The sequence below is a fragment of the Pseudonocardia sp. NPDC046786 genome (genome assembly GCF_040645415.1).
Taxonomy (GTDB): Bacteria; Actinomycetota; Actinomycetes; order Mycobacteriales; family Pseudonocardiaceae; genus Pseudonocardia; species Pseudonocardia kongjuensis.
Genome location: NZ_JBEYYF010000018.1, coordinates 1 through 16,366, shown reverse-complemented (window position 1 = coordinate 16,366; position 16,366 = coordinate 1). Strand labels below are relative to the sequence as shown.

The following is a 16,366-nucleotide window of genomic DNA, read 5'->3' as shown; positions in this document are numbered from 1 at the left end:
GGGGCGGGCCGGGAGGCGGGTCGGACACGGGCAGGGCGGGACGCACGGACGGGCGCGGACACGACAGGGCTCCAGGAGATCGGACGAGCGGGGAACGGATCCTCAGCTCGGGCGACAGCCCTGATCGAAGTGGTCGGCGCGACGGGTGCCCCAGAGGGGTCCGAGGGTCGCTGCCTGGCTCACGACACCGATGTCACCACACCGCAACATCCGCTTCAAGGAGTCGTCCGGCGGGCGGGACGCGACCGCAACCTGTCCGGACACCATGCTCGTGACCTGCGTGTTCGCCGTCACAGAAGTGGTGGCTCAGCTCTCGTCGGACATCCCGATGACGGTGTCCAGCCCGGAGAGCACCAGCGACCGGCGCGCCTGGCTCCCGGCCGGCGCGACCAGCGTCAGCGGCACCCCGTCGGTCCGCATCCGCCGGGCGACCTCGGACAGCAGCGCGATGCCCGCGCTGCTGACGAACGAGTCCGACGCCAGGTTCAGGGTCACCGGCAGCCCGCGGTCGAGGTGTTCGGCGAGCGGGCCGCGGATCGCGGCGACCCCGCTCGGGTCGAGATCGCCGATCACGGTGAGCCGCACCCCGTGCGCGTCCGGTGCGACGCGCAACCGGGTCCGTTCGGCGCGGCCGCCGTCGGCCGTGCCGGCGTCCCGGTCCGGCTCGGGCTCGCCCGCCACGAACTCCACCGGCGGCCCCGCACCGGGCGTCCCGACGTCGACCGGGGTGGCGGGCAGCCGGAACCGCACCGTGGTGCCGGTGTCGGACGGCTCGATGACGACGTCCTCGGCCAACTCCCGGATCAGCGCGATCCCGCGGCCTCGGTAGCCGGGATCGGCCGGCGCCGGGCGCCACCGGCCGCCGTCGGCGACCCGGACGGCGACCGAGCCGTCCGAGGCGACGGCGAGCTCCAGGTCGACCCCGGCGGCGGCGTCGACGTCGTCGGGCAGGTAGGCGTGCTCGATCGCGTTGGTGACGGCCTCGCCGACGGTCAGCTGCAGGTCGCTGACCGCGTCCGGCCCCATCCCGCAGGTCGCGGCCCAGCCGCCGACCGTGCGGCGCAGCGCGGCGAGCCTCTTCGGGTCGGCCTCGATCACCGTGCGCAGCGGTGCCGGCATCAGGCGGGCGACCACGACGACGGTGTCGTCGGGCACCGACGAGCCCTCCGACATCCGGTTCAGCAGCGGATCGGCCATGTCCCGGGGCTGCGCGTCGGCGAGCTCGCCGAACGCCTCGGTCAGCCTGGCCAGCCCGTCGTCGATCACCTCGTCGCGGCGCTCGAACAGCCCGTCCGAGCACAGCAGGATGGTCTCCCCCGGCTCGATCCGGTCGGTCGCCTCGGCGAACGGCGGCCGGCCCGAGATGCCCAGCGGCACGCCGCGTCCCTCGGACAGCGTGCGCACCCCGCCCGGCCCGGCGACCAGCGGCGGCGGATGCCCGGCGCTGGCGTAGCGCAGCTCCCCGGTGCCGATGTCGACGAGCGCGACGGCCACCGTGCTGGCGGTCGCCCCGCGCACCCGCAGCGCGAACTGGTCGAGCTGTTCGAGCGCACCGGCCGGCGGCTGGCCGTTGACCAGGTTCGCCGCGACGGCGCTGCGCAGCTGCCCCATCACGGCGGCCGCGGACGGTCCCCGGCCGACGACGTCGCCGACCACCAGCGCGACGATGCCGTCGTCGAGGTCCAGCACGTCGAACCAGTCGCCGCCGGCCTCGGTCCCCTGGGTCCCGGGTCGGTAGCGGGTGGCCAGCGACAGCCGGTCGATGTCGGGCAGCTTCTGCGGCAGCAGGCTGCGCTGCAGGGTCACCGCGACCTCGTGCTCGGCCTGGTGCAGCTGGGCCCGCACGATCGCCTGCGCGCACTGGTTCGCCATGGTGCGCACGAAGCTCTGCATCTCCGGCGTGAACGTCGGCTCCTGCCCGAACCGCATGCCGAGCACGCCGATCGGCCGCGCCGCCACCATCAGCGGCACCGCCGTGTGCACCGGGTAGCGCCGCACCTCGGACATGTCCTGGGCGTTCCAGATCGGCTCGCCGCCGCTGACCGCCCGGCTGAGCGGGTGGTTGCGCGCCGGGGTGCGCATCGGCGGCCCGTCGTCCGGCCAGCCCGCCTCGCCGAGCAGCGCGAGCACCCCGTTGTCGTCGATCACCAGCAGCGCGACGGACTCCGCGCCGATCGAGCTCCGCCCGTGCTCGACGACGACCGCCGCGACCGAGTCCAGATCGGTCGCCCTGGCCAGGCCGGTCGCGACCGCACCGAGCCGCTCGGCGAGCCGCCGGGCCTCGGTCTCGGCGTCCAGCATGGACGCGCGGTCGAGTGCCTGCGCGGTCAGCTCGGCGACCGCGAGGGCGGCCTCCCGGTCCCCCTCGGACAGGGTGCGCTCGGCGAGCATCGACACCGCGAGGACGCCGAGGGTCCGGCCGCCGGCGACCAGCGGCAGGTAGCCGAGGGTCTGCGAGTTGTCCGGGGCGACGCCGATCTGCGCCGGATAGCGGGCCGCCCACTCCCGGGCGGCGGAGAACCAGAGCGGTTCGCGGTCGGCGAGCACGTCGGCGAACGCCATCGGCGCGTCCACCCGGATCCGGCCGGCCCGGCGCCACATCTCGCGATCCCAGCCGTGCCCGGTGAGGGCCTGCAGCCACTCGCCGCGGACCTCCCACAGGCCGGCGTAGTCGGCGTCGAGCAGGTCGACGATGTGGTCGGCGGCGATGGCCGCGACCTCCCCGGCGGTGGCCGCCGCGGACATCTTCGCGGTCGCCCGGTGCAGCAGGCCGAGCCGCTGCGCCGAGGACCGTTCCTGCTCCAGCAGCCGTGCGTTGTCGATCGCGAGCCCGGCCCGTCGACCGATCTCGGACAGCAGGTCCAGGTCGTCGGCGGTGTAGGGGGCGGCGTCGGGCTCGGTGCGGATCGCGGTGAGCACCGCGCTGGTCCGGCCGCGCGCGGGCAGCGGGACGACCATCGCGGAGCGGACCCGCAGCCTGCCCCAGGCGCGGCGCTGCGCGGTGGGCAGCCCGGCCAGGACCTCGTCGAGCCGGTCCGCGGTGATGATCTCCGGACGACCGGTCGGCACCAGCGGGCCCAGCCGGCGCAGCGACGGTTCCAGCGCGGCCCGGTCGGCGGCGACCGCGAGCGTCGGACCGTCCTCGGCGGCCTCGGCGTCGTGCACCAGCGCGACCTCGGCCAGCCGGTCGTCGACGACGGCGCGGACCAGCTGGTCGGTGCGCCCGGTCCGGGTGATCTCCCGCTCCAGCGACTCCGCGACCTCGGAGTAGATCCGGTGCCTGCGCTGCTCCCGGTGCTGGACGTCGATGTCCAGGCAGCCGCCGACGTACCCGGCCGACCGTTCGCCGTCCCGGACCGGGGCGCCGCGGTCGAGCACCCAGCGGTACCGCTCGGTCCGGTCCAGCAGCCGGTACTCGACCTCGAACGGGGCGTGCGCACGGGCGGCGGCCTCGGTGACCGAGCGGTACCGGTCGCGGTCGTCCGGGTGGATGCGGCGCCGCCAGTCCAGCCCCAGTTCGTTGGACGGGTCGTCGACGCCCGTGAAGTCGAGCCAACCGCGGTTCACGAACAGCCGGTGCCCGCCCGGGTCGTCGACCCAGATCAGCGCGGGCGTGGAGTCGGCCATCGCGCGGAACTGCAGCTCGGCGGCCCGGCGGACCCGGCCGAGCTGCAGGTGGTTGGTGACCCGGGCCAGCAGCTCGCGGGCCGAGAACGGCCGCACGAGGTAGTCGTCGGCGCCCGCCGCGAAGCCCTCGACCGCGGCCTCCTCGCCGGCCCGCGAGGACAGCAGCACCACCGGCACACCGACCGTCCGCGGATCGGACCGCAGCGCCCGCAGCAGCTCGATGCCGCCGCTCGCGGGCAGCGCCGCGTCGGCGACGACCAGGTCGGGCGGGTCGGTGCGGGCCGCGTCCAGCGCGGCCGCGCCGTCCGCGACGACCTGCACGGTCCATCGTTCGGCGAGCAGGTCCCGCAGGTAGCCGCGCATCTCCCGGTCGTCGTCGACGACCAGCACCCGGTCGCGGCGTTCCAGGTCCAGCCCGTCGACGACGGTCCCGTCCACGGACCGGCCGCGGGCCGGGGCGAGACCGTCCGCCGGGTCGGCGCCGTCCGGCGGATCGGGCAGCCAGCGCAGCGCCTCCGCCACGTACGGGCCGGCCAGCCGCGGGGTGGCGCGGGAACCGGTCCGGGACCGGACCAGCCGGTCCTGGGCCAGGTGCGCGAACCCGAGCGGGAGCCGGACGGTGAACGTGCTGCCGACACCGGACGAGCTGTCGACGCCGATGCTGCCGCCGTGCAGCCGGACCAGCTGGCGGATCAGCGGCAGCCCGAGCCCGCTGCCCTCGCTGGTCCGCCCGCGGGCCCGGCCGGGGCGGCGGCGGCGCTCGAACACGGTCTCGATCTCGTCGGGCGGGATCCCGGCGCCGGTGTCGGCGACCTGCAGCACGACCTGCTCGCCGTCCTGGCCGAGCTCGACCCGCACCCCGCCCGCGACGGTGTACTTGACGGCGTTGCTGAGCAGGTTGAGGACGATCTTCTCCCAGGCGTCCCGGTCCACCCAGACCGGCCGACCGGCGGGCGGGCAGTCCACGGTCAGCTCCAGGCCGGCCCGCTCGAGGACCGGGGCGAACGCCGCGACGAGCTCCGCCGTGGTCGAGCCGAGGTCGGTCGGCGCGAAGGTGCCCTCCTGCCTGCCGGAGTGCAACGCCGAGGCGTCCAGCAGGCCGTCGACGAGCTTGAGCATCCGCTGGGCGTTGCGCTGGGCGATGTCGACCTGGGCGCGGACAGCGTGGTCGGGATGGCCGCGCAGCCGTTCCAGCGGTCCGAGGACCAGGGTCAGCGGGTCCCGGAACTCGTCGCCGAGGCCCGCGTAGTAGTCGGCGCGGGTGTGCTGCTCGGTGCTGATGTCCTCGCGCCGGTCGCGTTCGCCGTCCCGGGCGAGGGCCGCGGTGAGGACGGTGCCGATGTGCCCGACGACGAGCCGCAGGAACGCGCGCTGCGGCTCGTCGAGCGGCAGCAGCGGCGGGACGCCGACCACCACGGCGATCCCGGTGGCCCCGTCCGGGGTGTGCATGACGGCGCGTGCGAGCTCGGTCACCGTCCCGTCGGCCGCGGACACCGGCGCGCCGGTGACGAACTCGACGGCCGGACCGGCGTCCGGGCCCCGGTCGGCGGGCAGCCAGTCGTCCGGCGGTGCGGCCACCCGGACCGTGGTGAGCGTCCGCGGCTCCGGGCCGGGGACGGCGACGACCGCGCAGGCCACGTCCTCGGCGGCGTCGCCGAGCGCCGCCTGCAGCCGTTCGACGGCGAGGTCCATCGTCGGGGAGTCGCGGGCGACCTCGCCGAGCGCGGCGAGCACCGCCATCCGGCGCGACGCCACGACGCTCCCGGTGGCCTCGGTGGTCAGCGTGATCAGGCCGCGGACGTCGCCGTCGGGCCCGCGCACCGGCGTCGCCGAGTAGTTCCACCAGGTGGCCTCCGGACGGCCCCACCGGTTCAGGACGATCCTGTCGTCGGCCCGGTAGATGCCCTCCCGGCCGCCGGCCAGCAGCTCCGACAGCTCACCGGCGAGATGCTCGGCGATCTCCGGCCAGCCCTCCCGCAGCGGGCGGCCGAAGGCGTAGGGATGCCGCAGCCCGGAGTGCTCGATGAACACGTCGTTGTAGAGCAGCACCAGCTCCGGGCCCCACCACACGACGAGCGCCTGCCGGCTCTCCAGCATGAACCGGACCGAGTCCTCCAGCTCGCGGTCCCAGCCCGATCGCGGGCCGAGCGGGGTCGCCGACCAGTCGGTGGACTCCAGCAGGGTGCGCACCGGGACGGCGGCGTCGACCGCCTGATCGTCGGACCTGGTCACCGCGCGCGCCACCTCGTTCGCCGTTGCTGCGCCCACGATTCCACCATCCGGCGGCCCGCGGCGCCCCTGGGAGCGGTCAGGCGCGCGAGCCGCGGTGCGCGTCGCGGTGCTCGCCCAGCCACCGCCGCAGATCCGACAGCGGCCGGTCCCGCCCGGGCTCGTGGTAGACCTCGTGCCAGAAGCCCTCGTACCAGCGCACCGTGGTGTCCGGCGAGCCGCTCGACTCGTCGAGCGTGCGGGTGCCCGCCGGGTCGGTGAGCCGGTCGGCGGTGCCGTGCTGCACCAGCAGCGGCAGTCGCAGCTCGGCCGCCCGGGACGGGAGCGTGTCCATCGTCGCGTAGACGGCGGCACCCAGTGCCAGGGTCGGCTTGCCGTGGTGGACCAGCGGATCGGCGTGGTAGTCGGCGACCACCGCCGGATCGGAGCTGATCGCCGCGGTGTCGATCCCCACCGGGCGCACCGTGGGCAGTACCCGGGACACCAGGGACAGCACCGGGACGAGCACCGCCGGGACGGCGTCCGAGGCCAGCGCGGGCGCCGAGAGCGCGAGGCCGGTCAGTCGGTTCTGGTGCCGCAGCGCGTAGGCCAGCGCGATCTGCCCGCCCAGGCTGTGCCCCAGCAGGAACACCGGGAGCCCGGGGTGCCGGGCGACGATCTCCCGCCGGAACGTCTCGAAGTCCTGCAGCAGGTCGTCGTAGCGACGGACGTGCACCCGGGTCCCGCCGGACCGGCCGTGCCCGCGGTGGTCGAGCCCGTACACCGCCCAGCCGTCCGGGAGCAGCGTGTCGACGACGGTGCCGTAGCGGCCGGAGTGCTCGCCGATGCCGTGGCTGATCAGCAGCACGCCGGACGGGTCGCCGTCGGGCAGCCAGCCCTGCCAGAACAGCTCGATCCCGCCGACGCCGGGCAACCGGCCCTGCACGTCCGGCTCGCCGGTCACGACGCCGTCACGTCCTGCTCGACGTCACCGCCCGCGGGGACCTCGACATCGGTCCCGGAGGCGGCGTCGCCGGTGCCCGCGACGAGCCGGTACCGGCCGGGGTCCAGGTCGGTGAGCCGGAAGGTGCCGTCCGGGCCGGTGCGGGCCTCGGCGACCGGGTCGCCGTCCTGTTCCAGGGCGACCGGGACGCCGGCGGCCGGTCCGCCGGCCGTCAGCACCGTGCCGCGCACGGTGGCCGAGCGGCGCAGCCGCACCGTGACCGTGACGGCGGTGTCGGCCACCGAGACGGCGGCGACGCCGGGGCGGTGCCCGTCCAGGCGTGCGACGACGGCGAACTCGCCCGCCCCCGGCGCCGGGACCCGGGCGATGCCGTCGGAGCCGGTGACGGCGGATCCGGCCGGGGTACCCGCCCGGTCCCGGAGCTCGACGGCGGCACCGGCGAGTGCGGCGTCGTCCGGTCCGAGGACCCGGATCTCGACGTCCTGCGGTGCGGTCCCGGGGACGACCACCTCCGGCGCGGGGCCGGGCCGGCGCACGGTGAGCGCCACGTCCTCGGTCCGCTCCTCGGTGCGGTCGGCGACCGGCGCCGAGGGAGTCGCGGCGGCTGCCGTGCTCATGGCGCTGACGGTGCTCACGGTCGGGGAGACCTCCGGTTCGGGTGCCGGCGTCGCGGGCGGCGACGCGGGATCGGCCGCGGGCGGCGGCTCCGGGCGGTCGGTGACCGGGCGGGTGGAGCGCAGCAGCCGCGGGGCCGGCCGGGGCGGCGGTTCGGGATTGTCGCCGGACTCCCGGTGGCCGGTGGCGGCCAGCCCGATGCCGGCGATCCGGGTCTCGGAGACCTGCGCCCGCTCGGCGGCGCCTGCCTGCTCGGGCACCCGGCTGCTCCAGCTCGGCTGGCCGGTGATCCGGTCCTGGGCCTCGCGGAACTCGCGCTCGGTGTCCGGGCTCGCCGCGCCGCGCAGGACCGGGCGCTCCGCAGGCACCGCGGTGACCCGCTTGACCAGGTCCGGATCCACCGGGGAACGCTGGTCGGAGCGGATCGGGGCGGGTGCGCCGGTCGGTGTGGGGCCGGCCTGCAGGGACCGCTGGGGGCTCGCGGGCTGCTCGGGCTCCCCGGCCTGCTCGGACTCCGAAACCCGCTCGGCCCGCTCGGCCCGCTCGGCCGCCTCTGCGTCGTCGGCAGGCTCGCCCCGGTCGGCCGGCTCGGCTGAATCGGTCGGCCCGGTCACCTCGGCAGCGTCGGGCTGCTCGACCCCGGGTGCCTGCTCAGCACCGTCGGCCCGCTCAGCCCGGTCGACCTGCTCGGCCCCGTCGGTCACCTCGGCCGCGGCAGCCCCGCCGGTCTGCTCCACCTGGCCGGTCAGCTCGGCCTGCTCGATCTCTCCGGCACCGGCGCCCACCTCCGTCACGTCGGCGGTAGCGGCCTCGTCAGCCCCGCCGGTCGCGGCTGCATCGGCGGAGGTCCCGCCGGTCCCGCCGAACCCGGAGCCTCCGGTTGACTCTGCGAACTCAGTGGACTCAGCGGCCCCGGTGGACCCGGTGGACCCGGTGGACCCGACGATCCCGGAGGACGCAGCGGCCTCACCGGTCCCGGCGGACGCAACGGCCTCGTCCGACCCGTCGGACCGGCCGGTCGCCCCGGACCGGTTCCCCGAACCTGCGACCGTCACCGCCGCTGCGGCCGCGGCCACCGCCCCACCGGCGAACGCGGCCCCGCGACCGGCACCGTCACCCGACCCGGCACCCTCGGCCGGCGCGTCCTCGTCCGCGGGCGCAGCAGCACTCTCCGGAGCCGCACCACCCGAGCCGGCCGCGGCATCCGGCGCAGCACCGGCGTCCACCACAGCAGCGTCACCCGACACACCAGCAGCGCCCGGCCCAGCAGCAGCGTCCGGCCCAGCAGTGTCCGGCTCGGCAGTGTCCGGACCAGCAGCGGCGCGGGAATCCGGGGCCGCGACGGCATGCCGCCCCGCCACCCCGCGCCCGAAGTCGATCGGCTCCGCGCCGTCGTCGTCGACCGGCGCCCGCCTCGCGGTGACCGCGTCGACCTCCACCTCCGGCACCGACGCGTTCGGGTCCTGCCCCACGGCGTGGTCCCAGGCCTCCCCGGAGCCTGCCGGGTCGAGGTCCTCGGGCCCGGGCCGGTCGCCGCGGGCCGCCCGGAACGCCGCGATCGAGGCGAGTCCCCCGGCGGTCGGCGTCGGAGCCACAGAGGTGCCGTCCGGGGCGCTGTCCGGAGTGCTGTCCGGAATGCTGATGTCCGGCGCCGAGCTGTCCGGTCCCGGCCCGTCGGTCCCGGTCCGGGGCCGCTCCACCGGGCGCCTGCGGACCACCGGCGTCGGAGCCGGCACCCGCCGGGTCGGCGCGGTCGGCGGATCGACCGGCTCCACCGGCTTGCCGTCCTTGAACCCGCGGGACCACGGCGGGCCGACCGGCCCGGCGCTCACGTCCGGGGTGATCCGCGGCTCGGCGGAGCGGACCTCGGGGATCCGGTCGGTGGCCTCGTCCTCAGCGTCCTCCGCCGGGTCGCCCGCGGCGTCGGTGATGTCCGGCGCGGACGACACGGTGACCCCGAGCGGCCCGAGCGCGGGCCGCGGCGCCGCGCGGCGGACCGGCTCCGGTTCGACCGGCCCGTCGTCACCGGGCAGCGGATCCCCGGCGACCGGATCGGCCGCGACCTGCTCGGCCGCGACCGGCTCGGACGGCACCGGCTCCACCGTCGGCCCGGGGGCCGGCTCCGGCTCAGGAGCGACGGTGTCGTCGAGCCCGCGGGCCCGGCGATCGACCAGGTCCGCGACGGTGCGCGGCCGCGCCCCGTCGTCGTGCGACGTCGGGTCGTCGTCCCGGCCCCGCCCCCACCGCAGGAACGCTGCGATCCCGACGGCCACCAGCACCACCACCAACAGCCCCAGCAGGGCCCACGTCGACATCTGGAGATCCTCCTGCCGGACACCATGCACCGGTCCCACGACACGGTCGAACCTGGGAGGCCCGGCGCCGCGTCGGGTACCTGCGGCTCCGGTGACCCGGTCGGCATGTCCGGCGACGCACCGTAGCACCGTCGGCCGCACGTCCGGCGCGGCTGAACCCTGCCCGCGTGTCGGTGTCGGCGCTGGTGGGACCACCGCCCGCGCCGGGACCGGCTGCATCGGTCAGGATCTTCCCCATGACCCGCGACCCGGTGGACCCCGAGCTCGCCGAGATCGCCGACGCGCACGGCGTCGCGACCTCGTATCTCGACGGCACCCGCACCGAGCGGCCGATCGACGCGGCCGTCGTGCGGGACGTGCTGGGCCTGCTGGAGGTGGACGTCTCCGGGCCGGACGCGCAGCGGGTCGCGCTGGCCGCGGCCCGCGAGCGGGCGCCGCTGCCGGCGACGATCGGGCACCGCGCCGACCGGTCCCGGCCGCTGCCCGGCCGGGGCGTGCTGACCGCCGTCGACGGCGACGCGGCGGGGCGGAACTCCGATGTGGACGGCGAGCTGCCGGCCGGGCTGGAGCCGGGCCGCTACCTGCTGGAGACCGACGCCGGACGGTCGACGGTCGTCGTCGCACCGCCGTCGCTGCCCGACCCGCCCCGGACGTGGGGCTGGATGCTGCAGCTCTACGCCCTGCACTCGCAGCACTCCTGGGGCATCGGCGACCTCGGCGACCTGACCGACCTGGTGCGCGGCGGGCACGGCGCCGGGGCGGTGCTGCTCAACCCGCTGCACGCGATCACCCCGGTGCCGCCGGTGCAGCCCTCGCCGTACATGCCGTCGTCGCGCCGCTACACCACCCCGTTGACGCTGCGGATCACCGACCTGCCCGCCTACGCGGCCGCCGATGCCGCCACCCGCGCCGAGGTCGACGCGCTGCGCCCGGAGACCACCGGCGACCGGATCGAGCACGACCGGGTGTGGATGGCGAAGCGTTCTGCGCTGGAGGCGCTGTGGCGCGGCGCGGGCCATCCCGACGGCGGACCCGATCCGGACCTCACGAGCTTCGCCACCTTCTGCGCGCTGGCCGAACGCCACGGCGGCCGCTGGTCCCGCTGGCCCGCGGACCTGCGCCGCCCGGACGCCCCCGGGATCGCCGCCGCGCAGCGCGCGCTGGCGCCGCGGATCGCGTTCCACACCTGGGTGCAGCGGCAGGCGCAGGCCCAGCTCGCCGCGGTCCGCGCCGCGGCCCGGGACGCCGGGATGCCGGTCGGCGTCATCCACGACCTGGCCGTCGGCTGCGACCCGGAGGGCGCCGACGCCTGGATGTGGCAGGACGTGCTGGCCCTGAACGCCTCGGTCGGCGCCCCGCCGGACGCGTTCAACCAGCGCGGGCAGAGCTGGGGGCTCCCCCCGTGGCGGCCGGACCGGCTGTCCGACACCGGTTTCGCCGCGTTCGGCGACATGGTGCGGGCGCTGCTGCAGCACGCCGACGGGCTGCGGATCGACCACGTGATGGGCCTGTGGCGGCTGTGGTGGGTACCGGCGGGCGAGACCGCCGACCGCGGCACCTACGTGCACTACGACGCCGACGCGATGCTGGCGGTGCTGCTGCTGGAGGCGCACCGGGCCGGTGCGCTGGTGGTCGGCGAGGACCTCGGCACGGTGATCCCGCGGATCCGCGACGACATGGCCGAGCGCAACCTGCTCGGCTCGACGGTGCTGTGGTTCTCCCGCGATCCCGATCCGGTGACCGGCGGCGACGACGGCCCGCTGCGCCGACCGTCGCGCTGGCCGGAGCGCTCGGTCGCGACGATCTCCACGCACGACCTGCCGACCGCACCCGGTTTCCTGCGCGGTGAGCACGTGCGGGTGCGCGCGGAGCTGGACCTGCTCGACGACCCGCGCGCCGAGGAGGCGAAGGCCGGCGCCGAACGCGACGAGCTGCTCGCCCTGCTCGCCGCGGAGGGGTTGCTGCCGTCGCCGGACGTGACCGACGAGGACGAGATCGTCGTCGCGCTGCACGGCCTGCTCGCCGCGGCCCCGTCGAGGCTGGTGCTCGCGTCGTTCTACGACGTCCTCGGCGAGCCACGGCAGCCGAACCTGCCCGGCACCCTCGACGAGTACCCGAACTGGCGGATCCCGCTGCCGGTGACGCTCGAGGAGGCACTGGCCGACGACCGCGTCCGCCGGGTCGCCGAGGTCCTCCGCGGGCGGTGAGCCGGGCCTGGCAGGATGCCGCCCCGATGACCGCACACAGTCCCACGGACCGCGGCGACGTCGAGCCGTCGGCCGTCGATCTCGTCCGCGCCGACGGTACCGCCGGTGCGCTGTGGCAGGCCTGGACCACCGGCGAGCGGCTCGCGGCGCTGCCCGAGCTGCTGCGGCCGCGCACCCTCGCCGAGGGGTTCGCCGCACAGCGCCGGCTCTCCGAGCGGGCCGGGCCGTCGTACGGCTGGAAGCTGGCCGCCACGGCGACGGCCGGTCAGGCCCACATCGGGGTCGACGCGCCGCTGCCCGGCATCCTGTTCGAACGGTTCCGGCACGCCCCCGGCGACGTGGTCCCGTCGGACGACCTGCACATGGCCGTCGCCGAGGCCGAGTTCGCGTTCCGGCTGGGTGCCGACGTCGACGCCGGCGCGTCCCGGGCGCAGCTGCGGGCCGCGGTCGCCGCCGTGCACTGCGCGGTGGAGCTGCCGGAGTCCCGGTTCGACGACTTCGTCGCCGTCGGCGCGCCGTCGCTGCTGGCCGACGCCGCCTGTGCCGGCCGGTTCGTGCTCGGCCCGGAGATCGACGGCGCGCTCGATCTCGACCTGGCCGCGACGCCGACCTCGCTGCAGGTGGACGACGAGATCGCCACCGGCTCCGGCGCGGCCGTACTGGGCGATCCGTGGACGGCGCTGGGCTGGCTCGCCGACGCGCTCCCGCAGTACGGCCCGGGGCTGGCGGCCGGGGCCCTGGTGACCACCGGCACCACGACGACGCCGGTCCGCACCAGGCCGGGGGCGCGGATCCGGGCCGCGTTCGGCGCCGGGGGCGCGCTCGGGACCGTCGAGTTCACCCTGGCCGGACAGCCGGCCTGATCAGCGCACGACGTGCAGCGCGCCCGCCGCGCAGCGCACCCGCACCGCGGTGCCCGCCGCGACGTCGGACAGCTCGCCGTCGATCTGCACCGGCATCGGCCCGCACGTGGTGAAGCCGAACTCGCGGGTGGCGGGCTGGCGGCCGAGTCCGCGCACCGCCGCGCGCACCGCGATCGCCAGCTGCCGCCACTTCGGACGGTGCTCGAGCAGGATCACCTCGAACCGGCCGTCGTCGGGCCTGCTGGACTCGCTGAGCTCGGCGACCTTCGCCATCTCGCCGATGTTCGCGAACACCAGGTTGTCGATCCGCCGCCGGTCACCGGCGGCGAACTCGACCTCGAACGGGGTGAACGCCCAGAACGAGCGCACCGTCGTGACGATCTCGCGCAGCGTGCCCTTGCCGCCCTTCTCGATCTGCAGCGCGACCACCGGCGTCAGCCCGAACCCGATGTAGGAGTGCGCGTAGTGCGGCGGATCGTCGCCGCGGTGCAGCTCCAGCAGGTCCATCGGCTCGGTGCGGCCGTCCAGCACGGCCTCGGCCAGCGGGCGGCGGCTGGTGACCCGGTCGTGGTCGTTGGCGTTCCCGGCGGCCAGCACGGCCGCTGCCGCCCCGGTCCCGGGCACGTCCATGATCCCGTTGACGACCTCGTTGTAGCCGCCGTCGCCGCTGGCGGACACGATCAGCGGCCGCCCCGGCCCGGACGCGGCCTCCCGGGCGATCTCCCGGGCGTGCCCGGCGTACTCGGTCGGGCGCAGCCGGACGGCCAGCTCCGGCCGGGCCTCGGCGAGCTCGTCGCGGAGGGCTTCGGCGAGCACGTCGGCGTCGCCGGTGCTGCCCGGGTTGAACACGAGCAGGACGGAATCGATGGGCTCGGCCACATCGCACACCGTAGCCAGGTGCAACGCCGCGACGGCTGCGGCACGCTCGCCGGTATGGATCTGCAACTGGCCGGGCGGCGGGCGATCGTGACCGGCGGGAGCCGCGGCATCGGACTGGCGACGGCCCGGGCGCTGGCCGCAGAGGGTGCGCGGGTGGCGCTGGTGGCCCGCGACCCGGACCGGCTCGCCGCGGCGGCCGCATCACTGCGCGACGCCGCCGCCCCCGAGATCATCACCGTGTCCGCCGACAGCGACGACGACGCCGCGGTCCGCGCCGCCGTCGGCACCGTCGTGGACCGGTTCGGCGGGATCGACGTGCTGGTGAACGCCGCCGCCCGGCCGGCGGGCTCGGCACCCCCGTCGGACCTGGGATCACTCACCGACGACGCGGTGCGCGCCGAGCTGGAGACGAAGCTGCTCGGCTACCTGCGTTTCGCCCGCGCCGTGGCGCCGCTGATGACGGCCCAGGGCTGGGGCCGGATCGTGAACGTGAGCGGGCTGAACGCCCGGAAGTCGAGCTCGCTGGTCGGCTCGGTGCGCAACGTGGCCGTCGCCTCGATGACGGCGGCGCTCGCCGCGGAGCTCGGCCCGCACGGGGTGAACGTGACCGTGGTGCATCCCGGCTTCACCGAGACCGAGCGGACCCCGGCACTGGTCGACGCCCGGGCGGCCGCCCTCGGCACCGATCCGGCGACCGCCCGCGCCGGCCTGGACGCGACGACCACCATCGGCCGCATCACCACCGCCGCCGAGGTCGCCGACGTCATCACCTTCCTGTGCTCCCCGCGTTCGGTCGCGATCAACGGCGACGCGGTCGCCGCGGGCGGCGGCACCCCGGGCGTCACCCACTACTGAACGGCGCGCGCGATGGCACGATGGGTGGATGGACGCGACCCGCGTGGACCGCTGGCTGTGGTCGGTGCGCCTGGCGAAGACCCGCGCCGACGCCGCGACGGCCTGCCGCGGCGGGCACGTGCGGATCAACGACCGGCCGGCGAAACCGGCCGCCCCGGTACGGGTCGGTGACCGGGTCCGGGCCCGCGTGCACGACCGCAACCGGATCGTCGAGGTCACCCGGGTGATCGAGAAGCGGGTCGGCGCGCCGATCGCCCAGGAGTGCTACGTCGACCACACCCCGGTCGAGCCGACCGGCCCGGGGATCCCGGTGTTCGCGCGCCGCGACCGCGGGGCGGGGCGGCCGACGAAGCGGGACCGCCGGATGCTCGACCAGCTCGGTGTGGCACGGCGGACTCCGTAGCGGCGCGCCGCACCCGTCCTGTGAGGATGGGGCCATGTACGACGCCCTGATGCGCACCGTCCTGCGGCACGTCCCGTCCGAACCCGCCCACCGTGCCGGGTTCGCCGTCGTCCGGGCCGTCGGCGGGGCACCTGCGGTGGGCCCGCGGGTCGCCGGGCGGCTCGCGCCCGCCGATCCGGTGCTGCGCACCCGCGCGCTCGGGCTCGACTTCGCCGGCCCGCTCGGTCTGGCCGCGGGCTTCGACAAGGACGCGCGGGGCGTGCTGGCGCTGGGCCGGCTCGGTTTCGGCGCGGTCGAGATCGGCACCGTGACCGGACGCCCGCAGCCGGGCAACCCGAAGCCGCGCCTGTTCCGGCTCGTCGAGGACCGGGCCCTGGTGAACCGGCTGGGCTTCAACAACGCCGGTGCCGCCGACGTCGCACCCCGGCTGGCCGCGCTCCGGGCCCACCCGGTCACCGGGATGCCGGTACTCGGGGTGAACATCGGCAAGAGCAAGGCGGTCCCCGCCGACGACGCCGCCGCCGACTACCGGGCCAGCGCGGCCGCGCTGGGCGGCTACGCCGACTACGTCGTGGTCAACGTCAGCTCGCCGAACACACCGGGCCTGCGGGACCTCCAGCAGGTCGAGGCACTGGAGCCGCTGCTGACCGCGGTCCGCGAGGAGCTCGACCGGGTCACCGGTGACCGCCGGGTGCCGCTGCTGGTGAAGATCACCGTCGACCTCAGCGACGACGACGTGGACGCGGTCGCGGCCCTCGCCGTCCGCCTGGGGCTGGACGGGGTGGTCGCCACGAACACCACCGTCTCCCGGGCCGGGCTGCGCACCCCGGCCGACGCGGTCGCCGCGCTCGGTGCCGGTGGGCTCTCCGGGCGCCCGCTGGCGGAGCGTGCGCAGGCGGTGGTCGGACGGCTGCGGGGCCGGCTCGACGAGCGCCAGACCATCATCTCGGTCGGCGGGATCGAGGACGCCGAGGGCGCCTACCGGCGGATCCGGGCCGGTGCGGCGCTGGTGCAGGCCTACACCGGGTTCGTCTACGGCGGGCTGCTGTGGCCCTCCCGGCTGCACCGGGAGCTCGCGGCGCTGCTGCGTGCGGACGGCTTCACCGACGTCGCTCAGGCGGTCGGCGTCGACGCTCCCTGACCCGGGTCCGAGGAGCGCAACGGGCCCCGCCGCGGTTCCCGCGCTCCCCGGCCCACACCGCGGCCGGCGGTGCGCCACCGCCGAGATGCGCCTCAGCGCGCCCATCCCGCCCCGGCAACGACACTGGACGACATCTCGCGCGCGGCCCCGGAACGCAGAAATGCCCCGGACCGAAGTCCGGGGCATCCCCACAAAAAAGTTGAATGTCGGCAGCGACCTACTCTCCCACACCCTGTCGAGTGCAGTACCATCGGCGCAGAAAGGCTTAGCTACCGGGTTCGGAATGGGA

At 76.3% G+C, this 16,366-nt stretch carries 9 protein-coding genes and 1 rRNA gene; 5 read left to right on the top strand and 5 right to left on the bottom strand.

Annotated features, from left to right (window positions below; all coding sequences use genetic code 11):
• Positions 1 to 306: 306 nt before the first annotated feature.
• The 3 genes from ABZ881_RS21000 to ABZ881_RS20990 are packed head-to-tail and all read right to left on the bottom strand — an operon-like array spanning position 307 to position 9,729.
• Positions 307 to 5,895 (bottom strand): SpoIIE family protein phosphatase, encoded by a 5,589-nt coding sequence (locus tag ABZ881_RS21000; RefSeq protein ID WP_358486891.1) that lies wholly within the window; start codon positions 5,893 to 5,895, stop codon positions 307 to 309.
• Between the two features lie 40 nt (positions 5,896 to 5,935).
• Positions 5,936 to 6,799, bottom strand: coding sequence for a lysophospholipase (locus ABZ881_RS20995; RefSeq protein ID WP_358486889.1), 864 nt, complete (start codon positions 6,797 to 6,799; stop codon positions 5,936 to 5,938).
• Positions 6,796 to 9,729: a carboxypeptidase regulatory-like domain-containing protein gene (locus ABZ881_RS20990; protein ID WP_358486887.1), complete on the bottom strand. Its 2,934-nt coding sequence runs from the start codon at positions 9,727 to 9,729 to the stop codon at positions 6,796 to 6,798. The genes ABZ881_RS20995 and ABZ881_RS20990 overlap by 4 nt, the downstream gene beginning before the upstream one ends.
• Before the next feature lie 236 nt (positions 9,730 to 9,965).
• On the opposite strand from ABZ881_RS20990, the gene malQ reads away from it, so the two are divergent.
• Entirely contained in the window at positions 9,966 to 11,936 is a 1,971-nt protein-coding gene (malQ, locus tag ABZ881_RS20985) for a 4-alpha-glucanotransferase (RefSeq protein WP_358486885.1), read from the top strand.
• A 26-nt stretch (positions 11,937 to 11,962) separates the two neighbouring features.
• Positions 11,963 to 12,799, top strand: a complete 837-nt coding sequence (locus tag ABZ881_RS20980) for a fumarylacetoacetate hydrolase family protein (protein WP_358486882.1) — start codon at positions 11,963 to 11,965, stop codon at positions 12,797 to 12,799.
• Here ABZ881_RS20980 and ABZ881_RS20975 read toward each other — a convergent pair whose 3' ends face one another.
• Positions 12,800 to 13,678, bottom strand: a complete 879-nt coding sequence (locus ABZ881_RS20975) for a diacylglycerol kinase family protein (protein ID WP_358486880.1) — start codon at positions 13,676 to 13,678, stop codon at positions 12,800 to 12,802.
• A gap of 54 nt (positions 13,679 to 13,732) precedes the next feature.
• On the opposite strand from ABZ881_RS20975, the gene ABZ881_RS20970 reads away from it, so the two are divergent.
• Genes ABZ881_RS20970 through ABZ881_RS20960 form a run of 3 tightly spaced genes read left to right on the top strand, consistent with a single transcriptional unit; the run spans position 13,733 to position 16,077 of the window.
• Positions 13,733 to 14,533 carry an SDR family NAD(P)-dependent oxidoreductase gene (locus ABZ881_RS20970; protein WP_358486879.1) on the top strand — a complete coding sequence of 267 codons (801 nt, stop codon included), beginning with the start codon at positions 13,733 to 13,735 and terminating at the stop codon, positions 14,531 to 14,533.
• Positions 14,534 to 14,561: 28 nt separating this feature from the next.
• Positions 14,562 to 14,936 carry an RNA-binding S4 domain-containing protein gene (locus ABZ881_RS20965; RefSeq protein WP_344023776.1) on the top strand — a complete coding sequence of 125 codons (375 nt, stop codon included), beginning with the start codon at positions 14,562 to 14,564 and terminating at the stop codon, positions 14,934 to 14,936.
• Between the two features lie 34 nt (positions 14,937 to 14,970).
• Positions 14,971 to 16,077: a quinone-dependent dihydroorotate dehydrogenase gene (locus tag ABZ881_RS20960; protein WP_358486877.1), complete on the top strand. Its 1,107-nt coding sequence runs from the start codon at positions 14,971 to 14,973 to the stop codon at positions 16,075 to 16,077.
• Between the two features lie 204 nt (positions 16,078 to 16,281).
• On the opposite strand, the gene rrf is transcribed toward ABZ881_RS20960, so the two are convergent.
• A 5S ribosomal RNA gene (gene rrf / locus ABZ881_RS20955) occupies positions 16,282 to 16,366 on the bottom strand; the annotation flags it as partial.

Bases quoted from the DNA above. Each gene is read 5' to 3' on its own strand.
- ABZ881_RS20990 (WP_358486887.1), bottom strand. From the start codon at position 9,729: ATGTCGACGTGGGCCCTGCTGGGGCTGTTGGTGGTGGTGCTGGTGGCC.
- malQ (WP_358486885.1), top strand. From the start codon at position 9,966: ATGACCCGCGACCCGGTGGACCCCGAGCTCGCCGAGATCGCCGACGCG.
- ABZ881_RS20980 (WP_358486882.1), top strand. From the start codon at position 11,963: ATGACCGCACACAGTCCCACGGACCGCGGCGACGTCGAGCCGTCGGCC.
- ABZ881_RS20970 (WP_358486879.1), top strand. From the start codon at position 13,733: ATGGATCTGCAACTGGCCGGGCGGCGGGCGATCGTGACCGGCGGGAGC.
- ABZ881_RS20965 (WP_344023776.1), top strand. From the start codon at position 14,562: ATGGACGCGACCCGCGTGGACCGCTGGCTGTGGTCGGTGCGCCTGGCG.
- ABZ881_RS20960 (WP_358486877.1), top strand. From the start codon at position 14,971: ATGTACGACGCCCTGATGCGCACCGTCCTGCGGCACGTCCCGTCCGAA.